Annotated in this window: 18 protein-coding genes; 5 read left to right on the forward strand and 13 right to left on the reverse strand. The window is 65.6% G+C overall.

Annotated features, from left to right (window positions below):
• Positions 1–96 precede the first annotated feature (96 nt).
• The 3 genes from JI664_RS05860 to JI664_RS05870 form a co-directional block, all read right to left on the reverse strand.
• Positions 97–2,307, reverse strand: a complete 2,211-nt coding sequence (locus JI664_RS05860) for a hybrid sensor histidine kinase/response regulator (RefSeq protein WP_207012851.1) — start codon at positions 2,305–2,307, stop codon at positions 97–99.
• A gap of 29 nt (positions 2,308–2,336) precedes the next feature.
• Positions 2,337–3,479, reverse strand: a complete 1,143-nt coding sequence (locus JI664_RS05865; protein ID WP_207012786.1) for an FIST N-terminal domain-containing protein — start codon at positions 3,477–3,479, stop codon at positions 2,337–2,339.
• A 72-nt stretch (positions 3,480–3,551) separates the two neighbouring features.
• The gene (locus tag JI664_RS05870; protein WP_207012787.1) at positions 3,552–4,187 is read right to left on the reverse strand and encodes a class I SAM-dependent methyltransferase; all 636 of its coding nucleotides are present in this window, start codon (positions 4,185–4,187) and stop codon (positions 3,552–3,554) included.
• 98 nt (positions 4,188–4,285) lie between these two features.
• Between JI664_RS05870 and JI664_RS05875 the strand changes: the two genes are divergently transcribed.
• On the forward strand, positions 4,286–5,188 hold the full coding sequence (locus tag JI664_RS05875) for a LysR family transcriptional regulator (RefSeq protein WP_207012788.1): 903 nt from the start codon (positions 4,286–4,288) through the stop codon (positions 5,186–5,188).
• 201 nt (positions 5,189–5,389) lie between these two features.
• Here the strand turns inward: JI664_RS05875 and JI664_RS05880 are convergent, their stop codons facing one another.
• Positions 5,390–6,592: a pyridoxal phosphate-dependent aminotransferase gene (locus JI664_RS05880; protein WP_207012789.1), complete on the reverse strand. Its 1,203-nt coding sequence runs from the start codon at positions 6,590–6,592 to the stop codon at positions 5,390–5,392.
• A gap of 114 nt (positions 6,593–6,706) precedes the next feature.
• Here JI664_RS05880 and JI664_RS05885 point away from each other — a divergent pair, with 114 nt between their 5' ends.
• Both JI664_RS05885 and JI664_RS05890 read left to right on the forward strand, forming a co-directional pair.
• Positions 6,707–7,117: a helix-turn-helix domain-containing protein gene (locus tag JI664_RS05885; RefSeq protein WP_207012790.1), complete on the forward strand. Its 411-nt coding sequence runs from the start codon at positions 6,707–6,709 to the stop codon at positions 7,115–7,117.
• An 8-nt stretch (positions 7,118–7,125) separates the two neighbouring features.
• Positions 7,126–7,428 (forward strand): succinate dehydrogenase assembly factor 2, encoded by a 303-nt coding sequence (locus JI664_RS05890; RefSeq protein WP_286173872.1) that lies wholly within the window; start codon positions 7,126–7,128, stop codon positions 7,426–7,428.
• Between the two features lie 97 nt (positions 7,429–7,525).
• On the opposite strand, the gene JI664_RS05895 is transcribed toward JI664_RS05890, so the two are convergent.
• Together JI664_RS05895 and JI664_RS05900 are read right to left on the reverse strand one after the other, a co-directional pair.
• Entirely contained in the window at positions 7,526–8,485 is a 960-nt protein-coding gene (locus JI664_RS05895; protein WP_207012791.1) for a hypothetical protein, read from the reverse strand.
• 210 nt (positions 8,486–8,695) lie between these two features.
• On the reverse strand, positions 8,696–9,160 hold the full coding sequence (locus JI664_RS05900) for a hypothetical protein (RefSeq protein ID WP_207012792.1): 465 nt from the start codon (positions 9,158–9,160) through the stop codon (positions 8,696–8,698).
• Between the two features lie 219 nt (positions 9,161–9,379).
• On the opposite strand from JI664_RS05900, the gene JI664_RS05905 reads away from it, so the two are divergent.
• Positions 9,380–9,862 carry a MarR family winged helix-turn-helix transcriptional regulator gene (locus JI664_RS05905; RefSeq protein WP_286173892.1) on the forward strand — a complete coding sequence of 161 codons (483 nt, stop codon included), beginning with the start codon at positions 9,380–9,382 and terminating at the stop codon, positions 9,860–9,862.
• Between the two features lie 119 nt (positions 9,863–9,981).
• On the opposite strand, the gene lipA is transcribed toward JI664_RS05905, so the two are convergent.
• From lipA to dusA, 6 genes are all read right to left on the reverse strand, one after another.
• Positions 9,982–10,932 carry a lipoyl synthase gene (gene lipA, locus JI664_RS05910; RefSeq protein ID WP_207012794.1) on the reverse strand — a complete coding sequence of 317 codons (951 nt, stop codon included), beginning with the start codon at positions 10,930–10,932 and terminating at the stop codon, positions 9,982–9,984.
• Positions 10,933–11,097: 165 nt separating this feature from the next.
• Complete coding sequence (locus JI664_RS05915; protein ID WP_207012795.1) at positions 11,098–11,646, reverse strand: peroxiredoxin; 549 nt, start codon at positions 11,644–11,646, stop codon at positions 11,098–11,100.
• A 198-nt stretch (positions 11,647–11,844) separates the two neighbouring features.
• The gene (locus JI664_RS05920) at positions 11,845–13,029 is read right to left on the reverse strand and encodes a vWA domain-containing protein (RefSeq protein ID WP_207012796.1); all 1,185 of its coding nucleotides are present in this window, start codon (positions 13,027–13,029) and stop codon (positions 11,845–11,847) included.
• On the reverse strand, positions 13,029–13,193 hold the full coding sequence (locus tag JI664_RS05925) for a hypothetical protein (protein ID WP_207012797.1): 165 nt from the start codon (positions 13,191–13,193) through the stop codon (positions 13,029–13,031). The genes JI664_RS05920 and JI664_RS05925 overlap by 1 nt, the downstream gene beginning before the upstream one ends.
• 32 nt (positions 13,194–13,225) lie before the next feature.
• Entirely contained in the window at positions 13,226–14,617 is a 1,392-nt protein-coding gene (locus tag JI664_RS05930; protein ID WP_207012798.1) for a DUF2927 domain-containing protein, read from the reverse strand.
• Positions 14,614–15,558 (reverse strand): tRNA dihydrouridine(20/20a) synthase DusA, encoded by a 945-nt coding sequence (dusA, locus tag JI664_RS05935; protein ID WP_207012853.1) that lies wholly within the window; start codon positions 15,556–15,558, stop codon positions 14,614–14,616. The genes JI664_RS05930 and dusA overlap by 4 nt, the downstream gene beginning before the upstream one ends.
• Before the next feature lie 282 nt (positions 15,559–15,840).
• On the opposite strand from dusA, the gene hemE reads away from it, so the two are divergent.
• Positions 15,841–16,896 (forward strand): uroporphyrinogen decarboxylase, encoded by a 1,056-nt coding sequence (gene hemE, locus JI664_RS05940; RefSeq protein ID WP_207012799.1) that lies wholly within the window; start codon positions 15,841–15,843, stop codon positions 16,894–16,896.
• A 178-nt stretch (positions 16,897–17,074) separates the two neighbouring features.
• On the opposite strand, the gene JI664_RS05945 is transcribed toward hemE, so the two are convergent.
• Positions 17,075–17,908, reverse strand: coding sequence for an MBL fold metallo-hydrolase (locus tag JI664_RS05945; protein WP_207012800.1), 834 nt, complete (start codon positions 17,906–17,908; stop codon positions 17,075–17,077).
• Positions 17,909–18,006 lie beyond the last annotated feature (98 nt).

Consider the following 18,006-nt stretch of genomic DNA (forward strand, 5'->3'; position numbering starts at 1 on the left):
TGGCAGATCCCGGGCCATGATGGGGCGGTGCCCGGCGCGACACAAGCGCTGCGCCGGGGGGATGCGACCAATGGACAGGTCGGCGCGGCAAGCGGATCAGGGCGCGCGGGGGATCAGCTGGGCGATGAAGCGTTCGAGCTGATGGGTGTCGACGGGTTTGTAGAGCAGCGGCGCGCCCGCGCGGCGCGCGCGCAGGCGCAGCGGTTCGTCGCGGTTGGCGGTGAGCAGGCGCGCGGGCAGGGTGCCATAGCGCGCGGCAAGGTCGCGGATCAGCGCGAAACCGGCATCCTCGGCCCCCGCGCGGCAATCGATCAGCACGAAATCGGGCGCAAGCGCGATCTCGGCGGTCAGACCGAGGGCTTCGTCGGCATCGGGCACGTCGAGGATATCGACGCCCCAGCCTTCGAGCAGATGGGCCAGCGCGCGGCGCATCTCTGCGTCTTCGGCCACCAGCAGCCCCAACAGCCCGCGTGGCAGGCTGGCGCGGGGATTGCGCGGATCGGGCGCGCGGGGCCGCGTGGCATTGTCCTGCGCGGGGGCGCCCAGATGCAGGATGAAGCGCGAGCCATGGCCGAGCCGGGAATCGAGCGTGATCTCATGGCCCAGAAGCGCCGTCGCGCGCTCGACGATGGCAAGGCCCAGCCCCATCCCTTCAGAGGCCGAGGCGCGGGCATTCAGGCGGTGGAATTCGCGGAAGATTGCCTCGTGTTCTTCGGCGGGGATGCCCGGGCCGGTATCGGTAACTTCGACGCGCAGCCCGCCTTGATCGCGGCGCACGCCCACCAGAACGCCGCCCGAGGGCGTGTATCGCATCGCATTGGCAATCAGGTTCTGCAAGATCCGCCGCAGCCAGACCGGGTCTGACAGCACCACGGCATCGGTGGGGCGCAGGCGCAAAGACAGGCCGCGATCCTGGGCGATGGGGAAGAATTCCTGATGAAGCCGGGCCAGTAGCGGGCCCAGCGGCACGGCTTCCTGCCGCACGCTCAGCCGTCCGCTTTCAAGCCGCGAAATGTCGAGCAGGGCGTCGAGGATGCTTTCCACCGATTCCAGCGCCGAGCAGGTCTTGGCCAGCGCGTCGAGGGCGCGGGGATTGAGCGGTTCATCCTCCATCGAGGCGAGGAACAGCTTGGCCGCCGACAGCGGTTGCAACAGATCGTGCGAGGCCGCCGCGACGAAGCGCGAGCGCGTGGCATTGGCGCGTTCGGCATGGGCGAGCGCCTCGCCCAGCTCGCGGGTGCGGTCAGCCACGCGGGCCTCGAGCGTTTCATTGGCGCGCGACAGCGCGGCGATGGCGCTGCGTTCGGACGTGACATCGGTGACGGAAATCACGAAACCCCGGTCGGGCATTTCCTGCGAAAAGGTATCGAGCACGACATCGCCCGCGCGCGTCATGTCGAACCGCAGCGGCGGGCGCGGTCCGGGCGTGCCGACCCAGGCCAGCAGCGTGTTCAGCCCCTGCGCGTCGGCGCGCTGGCTGGCCATCATCCGCGCGACCAGATCGGCAAAGGCCGCGCCCTGCCGGAAGCGTGTGCGCGACACGGCGAGAAGCTCGGCCGCGCGGTCATTCCAGCCCACCAGCCGGGCCTCGGCGTCAAAAATACACACGCCCTGACTGATATGGTCGAGCGTGGCACGCACGATGCGGGCCTGATCGTCCATCATCCGGCCATGCGCTTCGCGCTCGGCGCGGATGATATCGGTCACATCGGTCTGCAAGATCACCGTGCCACCGTCGCCGGTGCGGTGTTCGCTGACCTGCAACCACAGATCGCCGGTCAGCTCGACGGTAAAGCTGGTCGAGCGGTCGCGGTGACGGCGCAGGCGTTGCAGCGCCCAGTCCTGCGGGCTGAGCCCGTCCGGCAGGCGCAGATGGCCCGAGGCGCTGACCACCTCGACGTAATCGGCGAAGGACATGCCGGGGATCAGCCGGTCGCGGATATCACGAAGCTGCAGGCCGAAGCGGGAATTGCACAGGACCAGAACATCGTCGGGGCCGAACAGGCCGAACCCCTCTTGCACCGTCTCGATCGCGTCGGTCAGGTTGCGCCGCGCGGCTTCGGTTTCCCGGCTGGCAGCGGCAAGGCGGGCATTCGATTCGTTGAGCAGATCCAGCGCCGTTTCCAGCTCGCGCGTGCGGGCGCGGACCTGATCTTCCAGCATCGCCGCGCGCTCGAACTGCGCATAGGCCGCGCCCGACTGGTCGGTGCCCTGTTCGACGCGGCGCATCAGGACAGCGACGATCTGCAACAGCTTCTCGGTTTGTCGCGGCGCGGTGTCGGCAGGGTCGAGCAGGGCGCGCGCCATCTCTCCGCGCGGCGTGTGCGGGCGGGTGCTCATGGACTGACCACGGGCGGGTAGATGGCGACGCCGGTGAGGGTCTGGTTCACATGCATGGCGTTGAGCTGTTCGCCATAGGTTGAGAAGCCAGTGACGCGATGGGCGCGCAGCAGCGACGAAATCTGGGTGGTGAGCTGCTTTTCCTGCGCCTCCATCCGGCGCAGAACACAATCGCAGGCCAGGATCGCGTCGGGGGGCGTACCGTTGCGAGACAGGCTGCGCAGGGCTGTATCGAGATGGTCTGACATGTCCTGCGCCTCGGCCAGTGTCAGCACCAGCCCTTCGTCGATGGCGGAGTAAAAGATCAGGTCGCCATTGTCGTCGACCTGCCGGATCGAGCGGACGTGATGGCGCCCGCCGATCCGCACGACGACCGGATGCGCGGCGAAGATGAACGGGCTCAGCTGCTGCGGGTCCTTGCCCAGAAGGCGGGCATATTCCTGGGCGGCGGGTTCGGCGTTGATCGTCTGAACGGTGCGTCGTGCGGGGTCGGCGCCGGTCACGACCATGCGGGTATCGGTGGGCTGGAAATGATCGAACCGGAAGACCCGGATTTCACAGCGGCTGCGGACCAGCGCCAGAACGGCGGCGTTTCGCAACGCTTGTCCGTCGTGGAAGATGAAGGTTTCCAGAAACCGCGACCCGTCCGCCGCCGAGCCGCCGAAAAGCTGCGCGCCGCCAAGGCCCGGCGCGATCATCGAGGCGAATTCGTCCTCTTTCGTGGACAGCCCGTCGATCATCAGGAAAACGAATTCGTTGTCCCAGCCCGGATGCGCCTGCGTCAGGGTGCCGCGCGCGCGGATAAGGTCGCCGATCACCGTCTGGGCGTCGAGCCGCGACAGATCGGGCACCAGAAGCGTTTCGGCCCCGAACTCGGCAGCGGGGAAGCCCACGGCGACAACCAGCCCCTCGGCATAGCCGATTGCGCCGATCTCGCCCGCCGTGGTGCAGCCGATGACCGGTGCGGGATGGGAAGCCTGCGACAGGCCGGACAGAAGGCTGCCGGGCTCGCCTGCCTCGGGCGACACGAATACCACAACAAGCGCGAAGGGGCCCGGGCCCAGCCCGGCCTTCAGGGTCGCAACGCAGGCGGGATCGTCAGCCGGGCATTCGGCGATGCGGATCACGCTCTGGTTCATGCCGGCCCTCCCCCCGATGGCGCTGTCGCGCGGAGGCTAGGGCGGGGCGGACCGCTTGTCCAGAATGGGCCGTCAGGACGGGGCTTTCCGGGCAACGATGAAGCGGCTGGGCGGACGGGTCGGATAATCGCCGGTCTCGACGATCTCGAAACCCGCTTCGCGGATCATCCGCTCAAGGCCCGCGCGCGACAGGAACCGCACCGGCGGGGCCTTCCCGACAAGGCGCATCGCGGCGATCAGGGGCCACAGCGCGCGGAACAGGCCGGTGCCGAGGCAGGCGGATTTGGTGATGAAATACCCGCCGGGTTTCAGGATCGCATGGGCCTTGACGGCCTCGGCGCCGGGATCGGGGCACAGATGCAGCAGGTTGAATGCCAGCACCGCGTCGAACGGGCCTTGCCCGAGCGCCGCGTCGCCCAACTCGCCGGTCACAATGCTCAGATTGGCGACGCCGGCGGCTTCGGCCTTTTCACGCCCGATGCGCACCATCTCGGACGAGATGTCGCTGGCGGTGTACTCGGCCACATGCGGCGCAAGGGTGATCGCGGTGGACGACGTGCCGGCGCCGAGTTCGAGCACCTTGTCATCGGCGTGCAGATAGGCCTGCGTGCGTTCAAGGGTGATGGCATAGGCTTCGGGGTTGGAAACCGGCCGGGCGGCATAGCTGCGGGCGGCGCGGTCCCAGAACGGGGCGGTCTGATTGGTCATGGCGGTCACGATGCTGGCTTGACGGGTTGGCGCGATCATAGGGCAAGGTACGGCTCTGTGGAATTGCATGAAACTGCAGCCGTGCTATGCATAATTGCATGAATCTGGCCGCGGTGAGCTTTGACTGGAATCAGGTCCGGGCCTTTCTGGCCACGGTGGAATGCGGCACGCTGAGCGCTGCGGCGCGCGCGCTGAAGGTCGCGCAGCCCACCGTCGGGCGGCAGATCGCAGCGCTGGAAAAGACCCTTGGCGTAGCGCTGTTCGAGCGCGCCGGGCGCGAATGGGTGCTGACGCCGGCGGGACGCGCGGTCGAGACCCATGTCCGGGCAATGGGCAGTGCCGCCGCGCAGCTGGCGCTGGTCGCGGCAGGCCGGGTCGAAGGGATCGGCGGGCGGGTCTCGATCTCGGCGTCGGACGCGATGGCGGCTTATGTCCTGCCCGAGATTTTGGGGGAACTGGCCGATCTGGCCCCCGAGATCGAGATCAGCGTCGTGGTGACCAATCAACTATCGGACCTATTGCGGCGCGAGGCTGACATCGCCATCCGTCATGTCCGCCCCAGCGAGGCCGGGCTGGTCGCGCGCAAGATCAATCACGGCGGCGCCTCTCTCTATGCCTCGGCCGCGTTTATACGCCGCCATGGCCGGCCGCAGCTGCCCGAGGATCTGCGCGATCTGCCCTTCGTCGGCCTGACGGCGCCCGAACGGATGGCGCAGGTGCTGGCACGATTCGGTTTGCCGGTGACCGAAGCGAGCATCCGCCTGCATTCCGAGAACACCGTCGCAGGCTGGGAAATGGTGCGGCGCGGGCTGGGGATCGGGCTGATGAGCGACCAGATCGCGCAGAAGACGCCCGATGTCGAGCGGATCGTGCCCGACTTCCGGGTGAATAATGTCGAGTTATGGCTGGTCTGCCACCGCGAATTGCAAACCAGTCAGCGCATCAGGCTGGTCTGGGACCATCTGGCGACGGCGCTATCGGGCGAGGCGGCGCGCGGCTGAGGCAGGGGGAGGGATTTCGCCCTTGCCAGCCGCGCCTGCGGCACGGCCGTCTCGGGCGACCCGCCGGGGGCATTCTGCCCCCGGACCCCCTGAGGATATTTTTGGATCAAAGATGCGGCGGATGCAGGGCGCTTTTTGCGGGCGCAAAAGAAAGGGGCGGCGCCGTTTCCGGGCCGCCCCAGTTATCCATTACTCGGCGTGTTACGTCAGGCCGTTGCAGAAGGTCTGGATGCGCGTGCAGGCTTCCTTCAGCGCGTCGTCCGAAGTGGCGTAGCTGACGCGGAAATTGGGGCTGAGGCCGAAAGCCGCGCCGAACACCACAGCGACCCCGGTTTCCTTGAGCAGCGTCTTGGCGAAGGTCTCGTCATCCTCGATCAGCGTGCCGCCGGCCGAGGTCTTGCCCAGACAGCCCGAGATATCGGGATAGACGTAGAACGCGCCTTCGGGTTTGGGGCAGGTGATGCCGGGGGCGGCGTTGAGCATTTCGACCACGAGGTTGCGGCGGCGCTGGAAGGCCTCGCGGAATGGGATCAGGAAATCCTGCGGGCCGTTCAGCGCCTCGAGGGCTGCCCATTGCGCGATCGAGCACGGGTTCGAGGTCGATTGCGATTGCAGCGTCGCCATTGCCTTGATCAGTGCCACCGGGCCCGCGGCATAGCCGATCCGCCAGCCGGTCATCGCATAGGCTTTGGACACGCCGTTGCAGGTGAGCGTGCGCTCATAGAGGCCGGGCTCGATCTGGGCGGGCGAGAAGAATTCGAAATCGTCGAAGACGAGATGTTCGTACATATCGTCCGACATCACCCAGACATGCGGGTGTTTCATCAGCACGTCGGTCAGCGCCTTGAGCTCGTCCTTCGTATAGCCCGCGCCCGTGGGGTTCGAGGGCGAGTTGAAGATGAACCACTTGGTCTTGGGCGTGATCGCGGCCTCGAGGGCGTCGGGCGTGAGCTTGAAATTCGTCTCGATCCCGGCGGGCACCGTCACCGGCGTACCGCCCGCGAGCAGCACCATGTCGGGATAGCTGACCCAGTAGGGCGCGGGGATGATGACCTCGTCTCCCGGATTGAGCGTGCACATCAGCGCGTTGTAGAGCGTCTGCTTGCCGCCGGTGCCCACGGTGATCTGGTTGGGCTGATAGTTCAGCCCGTTCTCGCGCTCGAACTTGGCGCAGATCGCCTTTTTCAGCTCGGGGATGCCGTCGACGGCGGTGTATTTGGTCTTGCCCGCGTCGATCGCGGCCTTGGCCGCATCCTTGATGTTCTGCGGCGTGTCGAAATCCGGCTCGCCGGCGCCGAGGCCGATGACGTCCTTGCCGGCTGCCTTCATCTCGGCCGCCATGTTAGTGACGGCGATGGTCGCCGAGGGTTTGACGCGCGCAAGAGTGTCGGAAAGGAACGGCATGGGTCGCCTCCGGTTTGTTTTTCCCGGAGCCATCTCATATTCTGCGCGCAATGGGCGTTCAAGGGCCAAGGTGGGTCTTGGGACGCGAACCACCGCCATGGGCGAGGAGGACAAATGAACGACACCTGGTTCACCGATGACCATGCGACGCTTGGCGACCGCCTTGCGGCGGGTCGCGAGGCTGCGAGCATGACGCAAAGCCAGCTTGCCCAGCGGCTGGGCGTGCGCGCCAAAACCCTGCGCGACTGGGAAAACGACGTGTCCGAGCCGCGCGCGAACCGGCTGCAGATGCTGGCCGCATTGCTGGGCGTGTCGCTGCGTTGGCTGCTGACGGGCGAGGGCGACGACGTGCAGCCGCAGGCGAGCGTGGAAGAGACGCCGCAACATCCCGCGGCGACGGCGGCGCTGGCCGATCTGCGCAGCCTGCGCGGCGAATTGCTGGCCATGGGCGAGCGGATCGGGCGGCTCGAAAAGGTGCTCAAGACGCAGCTTGCCAACGCTCAGAGCGGCGAGTCCGGTCAGTGAGCGATGCGATGACGCCAGATCCCGCGATCAGCCCCGAAGAGGCGCGCCTGAAGCGGCTGCGCATGCGGTCGTGGCGGCGCGGCATCAAAGAGATGGACCTGATTCTCGGGCCGTTCTCGGATACCGAGCTGGGCGGGCTGGAGCCCGAAGCGCTGGATCTCTACGAGGCGCTGCTCAGCGAGAATGACCATGATCTTTACCAATGGGTCACGGCGCGGATCGGTGTGGGGTCGGCGCAGCCGAAAGGGCCGCAGGCCTATGCCGGGCTGATGGATCGGATCGCTGATTTCGCATCGACCCGGCTTGCGTAACGGGTCTTTCGCCGTGTGAAGACCGAACAGCAACACCTTGACAAACATAAAAAAGGCCGGGTTCTCACCCGGCCTTTCGCATTCATGGTCTTGCGGCTTACTTGCCCGATTGGGGCGAAGCGGGCGCGGCGCCGGCGCTCATGGTGATCGAGGCCGAACAGGTCGAGGCGCCGTAGGTGCCGACCCAGACGTCATAGCGACCGGCCTGTGCGTCGCTGATCTGCAGCGCGGGCTGCAGGTCGGTGGCGTCGTCGTTGAAGAGCCACGCGGTGGTCGGATCATTCACCAGCAGCGTGGTGTCGCAATCACCCGAGACGCTGATATTCAGCGGGCCGGTCTGACCCTGCGGATCGTAATAGAGCGAGAAGTTCGGCGCTTGCGAGACGTAGCCATGGGCCTGCATGTCGCAGGCATTGGTGAACAGGTCGACATTGCCGCCCGCCATGGTCTGCTGCGTGTCGGTGCCGCCGGCCATCAGCTGAACTTCGGTGCCGCCCAGCGACCATTCCGGGCAAACGGGCGCGGCCGGTTGCGTCGGCGTGCCACCGGTCGAACCGTCGCCCGGCGGGAAGCTCTCGGCCACCAGCGTCGCCTGACACGACGAGCTGCCGAAGGTACCGACCCAGATGTCGTACTGGCCCGAAGGCGCGTTGGGCAGGCGCATCGCGGGCTGCAGCGTGCCGTTCGCATCGTCGTTGAAGTGCCACTCGCCGGTCGAGTCGTTGATCAGCAGCGTGGTGTCGCAATCGGTCTCGACCCGGAATTCAAGGTCGCGGCCAAAAGTCAGCGCATCATATTGCAGGGTGAAGTTCGGCGCGGGGGTGACGCGGCCCACACCCTCGACCGAATCGCAGGCACCCAGATCCAGCCCGCCACCGGCGAAGAGTGGATATTGCTGCGGGACCCAGGCGGTTTCGGCGTCGGTGGTGATCGGGATACCGCCGAGTTGCCAGTCGGGGCATTGCTGCGCGGCGGCGGCACCGGCGAAGGCGACGCTCACCGCCGCACCGGCGGCGGCCATCATAAAGCTCTGTTTGAAATAATGGTAAACCGTCATGGTTTGCTCCTGAAATAAACAACGATGCGCGGGTGAGGGTGCAGACATATCTGGCTACAGTCAAGATATTAGCCCCTGACGCGCGCCTCATCACTTGGTGAGAGGATTGCAACAATCGGGCCCGGTCCGGTGTGTTTCCGCGTGGCATAAATGGAAAAGACCGCCCTGAGGCGGCCTTTCCCTGTCTGCGTCACGGCGGGCCGAGGCGGATCAGAACGTTTCGACCGTCATCGTCGCTTCGCAGGTATCGGTGCCATAGGTGCCGACCCAGATGTCGTACTGGCCCGACGGGGCATTCGCGATGCGCAGCGCCGGGTTCATCTCGTTGGTGTCGTCGTTAAACAGCCATTCGCCGGTGGCGGTGTTCACCAGCAGCACGGTGTCACAATCGCCTTCGACGCGGACTTCCAGCGCGCGGCCCATGTCGAGCGCGTCGTATTGCATGGTGAAATCCGGGTTCTCGATGATGTAGCCGACGCCGGGGATCTCGGCGCAGGTGGACAGGTCGAGATCACCGCCGGCAATGACGGTGGTCGATTGCGGGACATAGGCCTGCTCGGCGTCATAGCTGAGACCCGCGCCGCTTTGCGCGTAGCTGGGGCAGGTCGCCTGAGCAATGGCGGGCAGCGAAACGATCAGGGCTGCGGCAAACGTGGTGCGAAACAGATTGGTCATCGGTATGTCCTTTGATGAAACTGAGCGTTTGATACACAGCGCAATCTTGTTCGGTCAACTGGACTTCCGTTCACGTAAGCGTTTTGCGCGTGACAGCGGGGCGCGACAGGAAAATCCGTGCCTTAACCCGGTATTTGCAATTGCTCTGGCAAAGTCTCTTCGAATCCCCGGCCGGAGAGGCGAATGAGTTTTCATACACATGGCAAGAACGCGCCCGTGATGGCGGATAGTGTCGATCATTCGGGACTGCTGCCGCGATATCTGGACTCGCTGGCCTTGGTCGAGCGATTGCACCGGTTGCTGCTCGACGTGATCAAGGACGAATTCGAACGCCTGTCGATCCTCGACATCAACGCGGTGCAGGCGCTGCTTCTGTTCAATATCGGCGACAACGAGGTGACGGCAGGCGAGCTGAAAAGCCGTGGCTATTATCAGGGCTCGAACGTGTCGTACAATCTGAAGAAGCTGGTCGAAAACGACTACATGCATCATGCGCGTTGCGAAATCGACCGGCGATCGGTGCGCGTCCGGCTGACGCCACGCGGGCAGAAGGTGCGCCACGTCGTGGCCGACCTGTTCCTGCGTCATGCGGACGGGCTGGTCGCGAAGGGCGTCGTCGATGGCGAGGCGCTCGAGCATATCAACGCCACCCTCAAACGGATGGAGCGGTACTGGTCCGACCAGATCCGCTATATCTATTGATCCCGCCGAAAGGCGCATCTCGGTAACGCGATGACAGCGCGTGGCTCAGGCAGGGTGCGTGTCCGCCACCGCGTGTGATCCGCCGGGCCTGCGCTCGAAGGGCAGACCCGGCTAACCGATCAGGCAAGGCCGAGCTTGCTGTTGCGGGCGTCGCGCAGGCGGGCGAAATCGTCGCCCGCGTGATAGGACGACCGCGTCAGTGGCGTGGCCGAGACCATCAGGAAGCCTTTGTTGAAGGCCGATTTCTCGTAGCTCGCGAATTCGTCTGGGGTGACGAAAGACGCGACCGCATGGTGCTTGGGCGTGGGCTGCAGATACTGGCCGATGGTCAGAAAATCGACATCCGCCGCACGCATATCGTCCATCACCTGCAGCACGCTCTGCCGGTCTTCGCCCAGACCGACCATGATGCCGGACTTGGTGAAAACGGACGGATCGAGCTCTTTCACGCGCTGCAAGATCCGCAGCGAATGGAAATAGCGCGCGCCGGGCCGGACCGAGGGATAGAGCCCCGGCACGGTTTCGAGATTGTGGTTGAACACGTCGGGCCGAGCGGCGACGACGGTTTCCAGCGCCTCGGGGCCGCATTTCAGAAAGTCGGGCGTCAGGATCTCGATCGTCGTGCCGGGCGCGCGGTGGCGGATGGCACGGATGGTCTGGGCGAAATGCTCGGCCCCGCCATCCTCGACATCGTCGCGATCGACCGAGGTGATGACGACATGGTTCAGCCCCAGCTTGGCCACGGCATGGGCGACGCGGCCCGGCTCGAACGCGTCGAGCGCTTCGGGGCGCCCGGTCGCGACGTTGCAGAAGGTGCAGCCACGGGTGCAGATCTCGCCCATGATCATCATGGTAGCGTGGCCCTGGCTCCAGCATTCGCCGACATTGGGGCAGCCTGCCTCTTCGCAGACGGTGGAAAGCTGGTTCTCGCGGATGATCTGGCGGGTCTCGTTATACCCCGCGCCGCCCGGCGCCTTCACACGGATCCACGACGGCTTTTTCGGCTGGGCATTGTCGGGGCGATGGGCTTTTTCCGGGTGCCGCTGATCGGGCAACTTCAGGTCGCGCATCGGATCCTCCCTGGCGCTTGGCTTACTCGTATTTAGTCGCCGGGGGCGGGGAAAGCAACAAAACCCCCGCCGTAGCCGCATGCGCTGAATGCATAGCATTGCGGGGCGGGACACAAAAAAAGGGCCGGTCGCATGGACCGGCCCTGAAACACAAAGCGCCCGCTATCAGGCCGCTTGTTCTTTGTTCGCTTCGACCAGCCAGTTCAGCACAGTCTCGGGCGACGAGACGCCATAGGGGTCTTCGCCGTGGTTGTCGCACAGGCCCGGCTCTTCGAACCACGCTTCGACGACACCGTCATTGACGACGGCGGCATAGCGCCACGAACGCAGGCCGAAGCCGAGATTGTCCTTGCGCACCAGCATGCCCATGCGGCGGGTGAATTCGCCCGAGCCATCGGGGATCACCTTGACGTTCTGCAGGCCCTGAGCCTTGGCCCACTGGTTCATCACGAAGCTGTCGTTGACCGACATGCAGTAGATTTCGTCGATCCCCTGTGCGGCGAAATCGGCAAAGCCGTTCTCGAAGCCGGGCAGCTGGTAGGTCGAGCAGGTCGGCGTGAAGGCGCCGGGCAGCGAAAAGAGCACGACGCGCTTGCCCGCGAAGTAATCGGCAGTGGTCTTGTCTTCCCAGCGGAAGGGGTTCGAACCGCCGATGCTTTCGTCGCGCACACGGGTGTGGAAGGTCACTTCGGGCAGTTTATAGCCGGTTTTCATGATGCGTCATCCTTGAAACTGTCTCGGGCGCTTCGCGTTCCGGTGCGGCAGGACGGGGAGGGCCCAGCCACGCGCGAGTCGCACCCTTGGGCAAGGTCTAAGGGGGATGCGGGGATTTGTGCAACTGCAAAACGCTTTTATGCCGCAACGCGGCGGCGGCCCGCATGGCAGCTGATGGCTTGATGCGCAGAACCGCCCTTAGCGGCCCAGTTTCTTCATGCCTTTGGTCAGTCCTTCGAGCGACATTGACACCATGCTGTCCTCGAAGATCTCTTCGATCATGCGGATCGAATGCGAATGCTTCCAGTATTTCTCGGGCGTGGGATTGATCCACAGGTTGTTGGGCCAGTGCTCGCGCGCGCGGGCCAGCCACGTTGCCCCGGATTCCTCGTTCCAATGCTCGTTCGCCCCGCCCGCATGGGCGACCTCATAGGGGGACATGTTGGCGTCGCCCACGAAGATGCATTTGTAATCGGGCCCATAGGTGCGCAGCACTTCCCATGTGGGCGTGCGCGCATTCCACCGGCGGGCGTTATCCTTCCACACGAATTCGTAGAGACAATTGTGGAAGTAGAAATGTTCGAGATGCTTGAACTCGGCCCGCGCGGCCGAGAACAGCTCTTCGACGACCTGCACATATGGGTCCATCGAGCCGCCCACGTCGAAGAACAAAAGCACCTTCACCGCGTTGCGCCGCTCGGGCCGCGTCTTGACGTCGAGCCAGCCCTGTTCGGCGGTCGCGCGAATCGTCCCGTCGAGGTCCAGCTCCTGATCCGCGCCGTCGCGCGCCCAGTTGCGCAGTCGTTTCAGCGCGACCTTGATGTTGCGCGTGCCCAGCTCGACGCTGTCATCGAGGTTGCGGAATTCGCGCTTGTCCCAGACCTTGACCGCGCGCTGGTTGCGACTTTCCTTCTGGCCGATGCGCACGCCTTCGGGGTTATAGCCATAGGCGCCGAAGGGCGAGGTGCCCGCCGTGCCGATCCATTTACTGCCGCCCTGATGGCGTTCCTTCTGCTCTTCGAGCCGCTGCTTGAGCGTCTCCATCAGCTTGTCGAAACCGCCCATCGCTTCGATCTGCGCGCGCTCTTCCTCGCTCAGATGCTTCTCGGCCAGCTTTTCCAGCCAATCGGCGGGCAGGTCCACGGCCTGCGCGATGGCTTCGGGCGAGATTTCATCAAGCCCCTTGAACGCCGCCGCAAAGGCGCGGTCGAAGCGGTCAATATGCTTTTCGTCTTTCACCATCGTGGTGCGGGCGAGATAGTAGAACCCTTCGGCGTCGAATTGCGCGAGTCCGGCCTTCAGGGCCTCGAGAAAGCCGAGATACTCTCTCAGCGTCACGGGGACCGCATGGTCGCGCAATTGTTCGAGGAAGGGCACGAACATCAGAACAACCGGTCCAGGCCGACCGCGATGAAGGCGCTGACGATCGCGCCGATGATGCCCCAGACGGCGGCGTATTGCGCGATGTCCTTGCCGGTGCCGTCGTTTCTGCGGGCATAGATGTAGCCCCAGACCGCGCCGATCACCAACCCTGCGAGAATGACCATGAAAGCCTCTGTTCTGCCCGTCCGGTGCCGGATTACAGCCCGGCCAGCCGCTGGGCCGCTCCGGCGATGCGGGCGATTTCCTCAAACCGCGCCTCGGCGGCGCTCTGTGAGCCGAAGCCATACCGCGCCGCCGGCATCGAGTCGACCCTGAGCCGGTCGGCCGCTTCGAGGTTGCCCGCCTGCAACTCGGCCTGCGAGCGGATGAAACCCAGCGATGCAAGGAACGCCGCATTCTCGGTCCGTTGCGCGAAGGGAATGGCCTGTTCGGTCAGCTCCAGCGCGATGTCGGTCTGGCCGGTGGCGAGCGCCTGCACCGCCAGATGCATGTCGATATGCGCGGCATGGATCTCGCCCCCCGGGGTGCGGCGGAAGATCTCGGCGGCGGCCAGCAGCGATTCCAGTGCCGTTTCGCCCTGATCGCGCGGGGCAAGGCGCGCGCCCAGCATCAGGCTGAGCGCCAGCCGCGAATCCGTCCAGCCCTGCGCTCGGGCGAGATCAAGCGCGCGCTCGGCCCCTTCGCGGCGCTGCGGCAGGCCGCCATCCGAGGTCAGCGCCTGTTCCACCGCCAGCTGCCATTCGCGCGGGGTCGCTCCGGCGACGACGCCGCTGCGGCTGCGGCCCACCGGGTTCAGCCGGTTGAACAGCGTCGTAAGGCGCGCGGCGACCTCGTCGCGCGACATGCCCGATTGCAGTTCGGGCGCGTACCAGACGCGCAGAAGCAGCATGTCGAAGCCGGTCAGGGTGGTCTGAAAATTATCGTCGTTGAAGATCGAATCCGACAGCCGGAACAGATCGTTGAGCGGCCCCAGCGCCTGCCCGATCTCTTCGTGCAGGCAGTCACGGATTTCCTGCGGCGTGGTGTCGTCGGGAATGAACACCGCCGCCTGCCGCCGCTGGGTGACGCGGGTCCAGTCGATCGACGGGCTGCGGCGATTGGCGACGAAATCCTGCCATGTGCCGACATTCGGCACGACGAAACACGCCGCGGCGGGCACGACCGCCTGCATCTGCCGCCGCGGCAGGAACTGAACGGTGATCGTATTCGCCCCCTCGGGCGCGCTGACCGCACGGTTGATATCGATACCCGCTTCGGTGCGCAGCCGGGCGATCAACCGGTCAAGATCGGCAATCGCGGTGACCGGCGCCGTGCCGCCCGTCACCACCGTGACCGGCCCCTCGAAGCGCGAGAACGTGTCAATCGGACGACCGCTTTCCATTGCGAACCCGAGCTCGAGGAAATCGGCCACCATCTCGGCATTGGGACGGCTGGGGGGCAGAGGATTGACCGCGCCGGGCCGGTAGATCGCCACAGGCGTCACGTCGTCGGTATGCGCTTCCAGCCGCGCGACCTCGCTTGTCGGTACACAAGCACCGAGCGCCGTTATCGTGCAGGCAAGGGTCAGTGCGAGATATCTGCGTCTCATGCCGCGCGCCTTTCGCTCAGACCGGCGACCAGCGCCCTGTAATCGTTGAGCGTGCCGTTGGGCATCTCGGACAAGGCCCGCCGCCACGCCCGTGCGCCGGGTTGGCCCGCGAACAGGCCCAGCAGATGGCGCGTCGCACCGATCAGCCGACCGCCGCGCTCAAGATGGGCGGCGATGATCGCCTCGGCCTGCTGCGCCACCTCTATGGGATCGGCGCGCGGGCTTTCATCGCCCCAGATCACCGCATCCGCCGGGCCGAGAATATCGGCGGGCTGGTGATAGGCTGCGCGCCCGATCATCACCCCGTCAAAGCCCCGGGCCAGCAGCGCCTGCGCTGCCTCCAGCGTGGCGATACCGCCATTCACCGAAATCGACAGGTCGGGATAGGCCGTGACCATCCGCGCCACCAGATCGTAATCGAGCGGCGGCACCTCACGGTTTTCCTTGGGCGACAGGCCCTGCAGCCACGCTTTGCGGGCATGGACTATCACCCGCCGGACGCCCGCTGCACGCGCCGCATCCAGCAGGGCGGGCAGGGCCTCTTCGGTGTCCTGATCGTCGACACCGATACGGCATTTGACGGTGATCTCGGTCCGCGTGGCCGCACGCATCGCCGACAGGCACTCGCCCACAAGCGCGGGCGTCTTCATCAGCACCGCGCCGAAACAGCCCGACTGCACCCGGTCCGAAGGGCAGCCGACATTGAGATTGACCTCGTCATACCCCTCATCCGCGCCCATCCGCGCCGCCTGCGCAAGCTCTGCCGGGTCCGACCCGCCCAGTTGCAGCGCCACCGGATGCTCCGAGGGCGAAAAGGTCAGAAGGTGCCGCGCCCCGCCGCGGACCAGCGCCGCCGAGGTGACCATTTCGGTATAGAGCAGCGCATCGCGGCTCAGCAGCCGGTGGAATTGCCGGCAGTTCGAGTCGGTCCAGTCAAGCATCGGCGCCACGGAAAGGCGCCACGGGGGCAGGGTATCGGTCACGCGTCGTCGGGTCCCAAAGGTGTGTTTCGGATATAGCCCTTGGCGCGCGCAAGGTCCACAAATCGCGGGCGTGTTGCGCGGTTCTTGGCGTCACGTCCTTGCCATCGCCCGCCCGTGCGCTTCTTTCCTAACCCCGCGCCGGTGCGCGCCGCGCCGCGCAATCGGGGCCGCGACGTTGCGCTCCTTGACATCGCGACACCAGACACGCATCGACGGCCCGATACCGACAGGAGGATTGCCGTGACCCAGCTACCCGCTCCGACCGAGGCGCCGACAAAGACCATCCTGCGCGCGCTGAAAGGCGAGGTTCAGGCCGTGCCGCCGGTCTGGATGATGCGTCAGGCGGGCCGCTACCTGCCCGAATACCGCGCGACTAGGGCGCAGGCGGGCGACTTCCTGTCGCTGTGCTACAACCCCGAACTGGCCGCCGAGGTGACGCTGCAACCCATTCGCCGCTACGGCTTCGACGCGGCGATCCTGTTCGCCGATATCCTGCTTCTGCCGCAGGCTCTGGGCGCGGATCTGTGGTTTGTGACGGGCGAGGGGCCGCGCCTGTCGACGATCACCAGCGAACGGGACTTCACCGATCTGAAGCCCGTGAAGGATATCGACGAGACCCTCTCGCCGGTCTACGAGACGCTGCGCATCCTCAAACGCGAATTGCCGTCCGAGACCACGCTGATCGGTTTCGCCGGCGCGCCCTGGACCGTGGCCACCTACATGATCGCCGGTCGCGGCACGCCCGATCAAGGCCCCGCGCATGCGCTGATGACCGAGAACCGCGCGCTGTTCGAGCAGCTTCTGGGCAAGATCACCGAGGGCACGATCGAATATCTCTCGCGCCAGATCGAGGCAGGCGCCGAAGTCGTGAAGATCTTCGACAGCTGGGCCGGTTCGCTCAAAGGCGCCGATTTCGACCGCTACGCGACCGAACCCGCGCGCCACATCACCGAGACCCTCAAACGCCGCCATCCCGGGATCCCGGTCATCGCCTTCCCGCGTCAGGCGGGCGAGAAATACACGAATTTCCACGCCGCCACCGGCGCCGATTGCGTCGCACTCGATGACAGCGTCGATGCACAATGGGCGGCCGAGACGGTGCAGATCCATGGCTGCGTGCAGGGCAATCTCGCGCCCCGCCACATGGTCGAAGGCGGCCCCGCTCTGGTCTCGGAAACCAAACGCATCGTGCAGGCGTTCTCGAAGGGCCCGCATATATTCAATCTCGGCCATGGCATCACGCCCGAGGCCGATCCCGACAATGTCCACCGGATGCTCGAAGCGATCCGCGGCTGATTTCACTTTGCCCCCAATACTCACGGGGGATTTTCAAGGGGGGGATTTTCAAGGGGGAGCGTGCTCCCCCTTGAAGCGGGGGGCCCGGGGGGCAGCAGCCCCCCGATCCTTCTCTAAGCATTGGGGCGGCAGCCCCCAGGCCTTCTCTAAGCTGTGGGGCAAACCCCCGTTTTCGCCCTCACGGCCGCTCCAGCCGATATCCGGTCCCGTCGCGCACGGCGACATGGAAGGCCGGGTGCAGGAAATGCCCGCCGGTAAACAGCGCCCCGTCGCTGGCCAGTTCGTCGAGCAGCCGTTTGCGCGTCGCGCGGGCCGTGTCCATGTCCATATCGAACGCGATGCCGATCTCGGGATCGGCGGCCTGCAGATAGGGCGCGTGGATGATGTCCCCGCCATGGATCAGGTGCCCCGACCCTGAGCTCAGGCGCCAGCCGCCATGGCCCGGCGTGTGCCCGGCCAGCGGCATCGAGGTCAGGCCGGGCGCGATCTCGGCGCCCTCATCGATCAGTCTCAACCGGTCGCCATAGGCCGCCAGCACCGCGCGGGCGAGCTGGCCCCAATCGGGCAGCGGATCGGGGGCGTTGTCGGTCCGGGACGCGTCCGACCAGAACGCGTGTTCGGCCCGCGTGACCACCAGTTCCGCCTTGGGGAACACCGCCGCGCCGTCGGGGGTGATCATGCCCGCGATATGGTCGGGATGCAGATGCGTGGCGAACAAAACCTCGACCGCGTCGGCGCTGACGCCCGCCTCGTCCATCGCCTGGGGCAGAAAGCCGCAGGTCGGGCCGAACAGGTCCCGGGGACCCGCGTCGCACAGGATCGTCTGCCCGCCATTGCGGATCAGCACCGCGTTGAAATTGGTGGCAATCGCATCGACTTCTTGCGCCGACAAAAGAGCTGAAATCGTCGTTTCCGGGGTGCCGGGAAACAATTCTGGCCCGAATTCGGTGCTGCCATCGGTCAGGATCGTGACCTCGGCATCGCCGATCATGCTGGTGGCGGTTCTGGACATGGGCGTTCCTCCTGTTTTCCGACACGCTAACACAGCGTGGCTTTCCGGCAACCGACGCGAAACTTGTCCACAGGCTGTCTTGCTGCCCGACAAGAACC

The organism is Rhodobacter sp. NTK016B (assembly GCF_017303295.1).
Classification (GTDB): domain Bacteria; phylum Pseudomonadota; class Alphaproteobacteria; order Rhodobacterales; family Rhodobacteraceae; genus Pararhodobacter.

Excerpts from the sequence above, each read along its gene's own strand:
- JI664_RS05860 (WP_207012851.1), bottom strand. The coding sequence starts at position 2,307 with ATGGCGCGCGCCCTGCTCGACCCTGCCGACACCGCGCCGCGACAAACC.
- JI664_RS05865 (WP_207012786.1), bottom strand. The coding sequence starts at position 3,479 with ATGAACCAGAGCGTGATCCGCATCGCCGAATGCCCGGCTGACGATCCC.
- JI664_RS05870 (WP_207012787.1), bottom strand. The coding sequence starts at position 4,187 with ATGACCAATCAGACCGCCCCGTTCTGGGACCGCGCCGCCCGCAGCTAT.
- JI664_RS05875 (WP_207012788.1), top strand. The coding sequence starts at position 4,286 with ATGAATCTGGCCGCGGTGAGCTTTGACTGGAATCAGGTCCGGGCCTTT.
- JI664_RS05880 (WP_207012789.1), bottom strand. The coding sequence starts at position 6,592 with ATGCCGTTCCTTTCCGACACTCTTGCGCGCGTCAAACCCTCGGCGACC.
- JI664_RS05885 (WP_207012790.1), top strand. The coding sequence starts at position 6,707 with ATGAACGACACCTGGTTCACCGATGACCATGCGACGCTTGGCGACCGC.
- JI664_RS05890 (WP_286173872.1), top strand. The coding sequence starts at position 7,126 with ATGACGCCAGATCCCGCGATCAGCCCCGAAGAGGCGCGCCTGAAGCGG.
- JI664_RS05895 (WP_207012791.1), bottom strand. The coding sequence starts at position 8,485 with ATGACGGTTTACCATTATTTCAAACAGAGCTTTATGATGGCCGCCGCC.
- JI664_RS05900 (WP_207012792.1), bottom strand. The coding sequence starts at position 9,160 with ATGACCAATCTGTTTCGCACCACGTTTGCCGCAGCCCTGATCGTTTCG.
- JI664_RS05905 (WP_286173892.1), top strand. The coding sequence starts at position 9,380 with ATGGCGGATAGTGTCGATCATTCGGGACTGCTGCCGCGATATCTGGAC.
- lipA (WP_207012794.1), bottom strand. The coding sequence starts at position 10,932 with ATGCGCGACCTGAAGTTGCCCGATCAGCGGCACCCGGAAAAAGCCCAT.
- JI664_RS05915 (WP_207012795.1), bottom strand. The coding sequence starts at position 11,646 with ATGAAAACCGGCTATAAACTGCCCGAAGTGACCTTCCACACCCGTGTG.
- JI664_RS05920 (WP_207012796.1), bottom strand. The coding sequence starts at position 13,029 with ATGTTCGTGCCCTTCCTCGAACAATTGCGCGACCATGCGGTCCCCGTG.
- JI664_RS05925 (WP_207012797.1), bottom strand. The coding sequence starts at position 13,193 with ATGGTCATTCTCGCAGGGTTGGTGATCGGCGCGGTCTGGGGCTACATC.
- JI664_RS05930 (WP_207012798.1), bottom strand. The coding sequence starts at position 14,617 with ATGAGACGCAGATATCTCGCACTGACCCTTGCCTGCACGATAACGGCG.
- dusA (WP_207012853.1), bottom strand. The coding sequence starts at position 15,558 with ATGCTTGACTGGACCGACTCGAACTGCCGGCAATTCCACCGGCTGCTG.
- JI664_RS05945 (WP_207012800.1), bottom strand. The coding sequence starts at position 17,908 with ATGTCCAGAACCGCCACCAGCATGATCGGCGATGCCGAGGTCACGATC.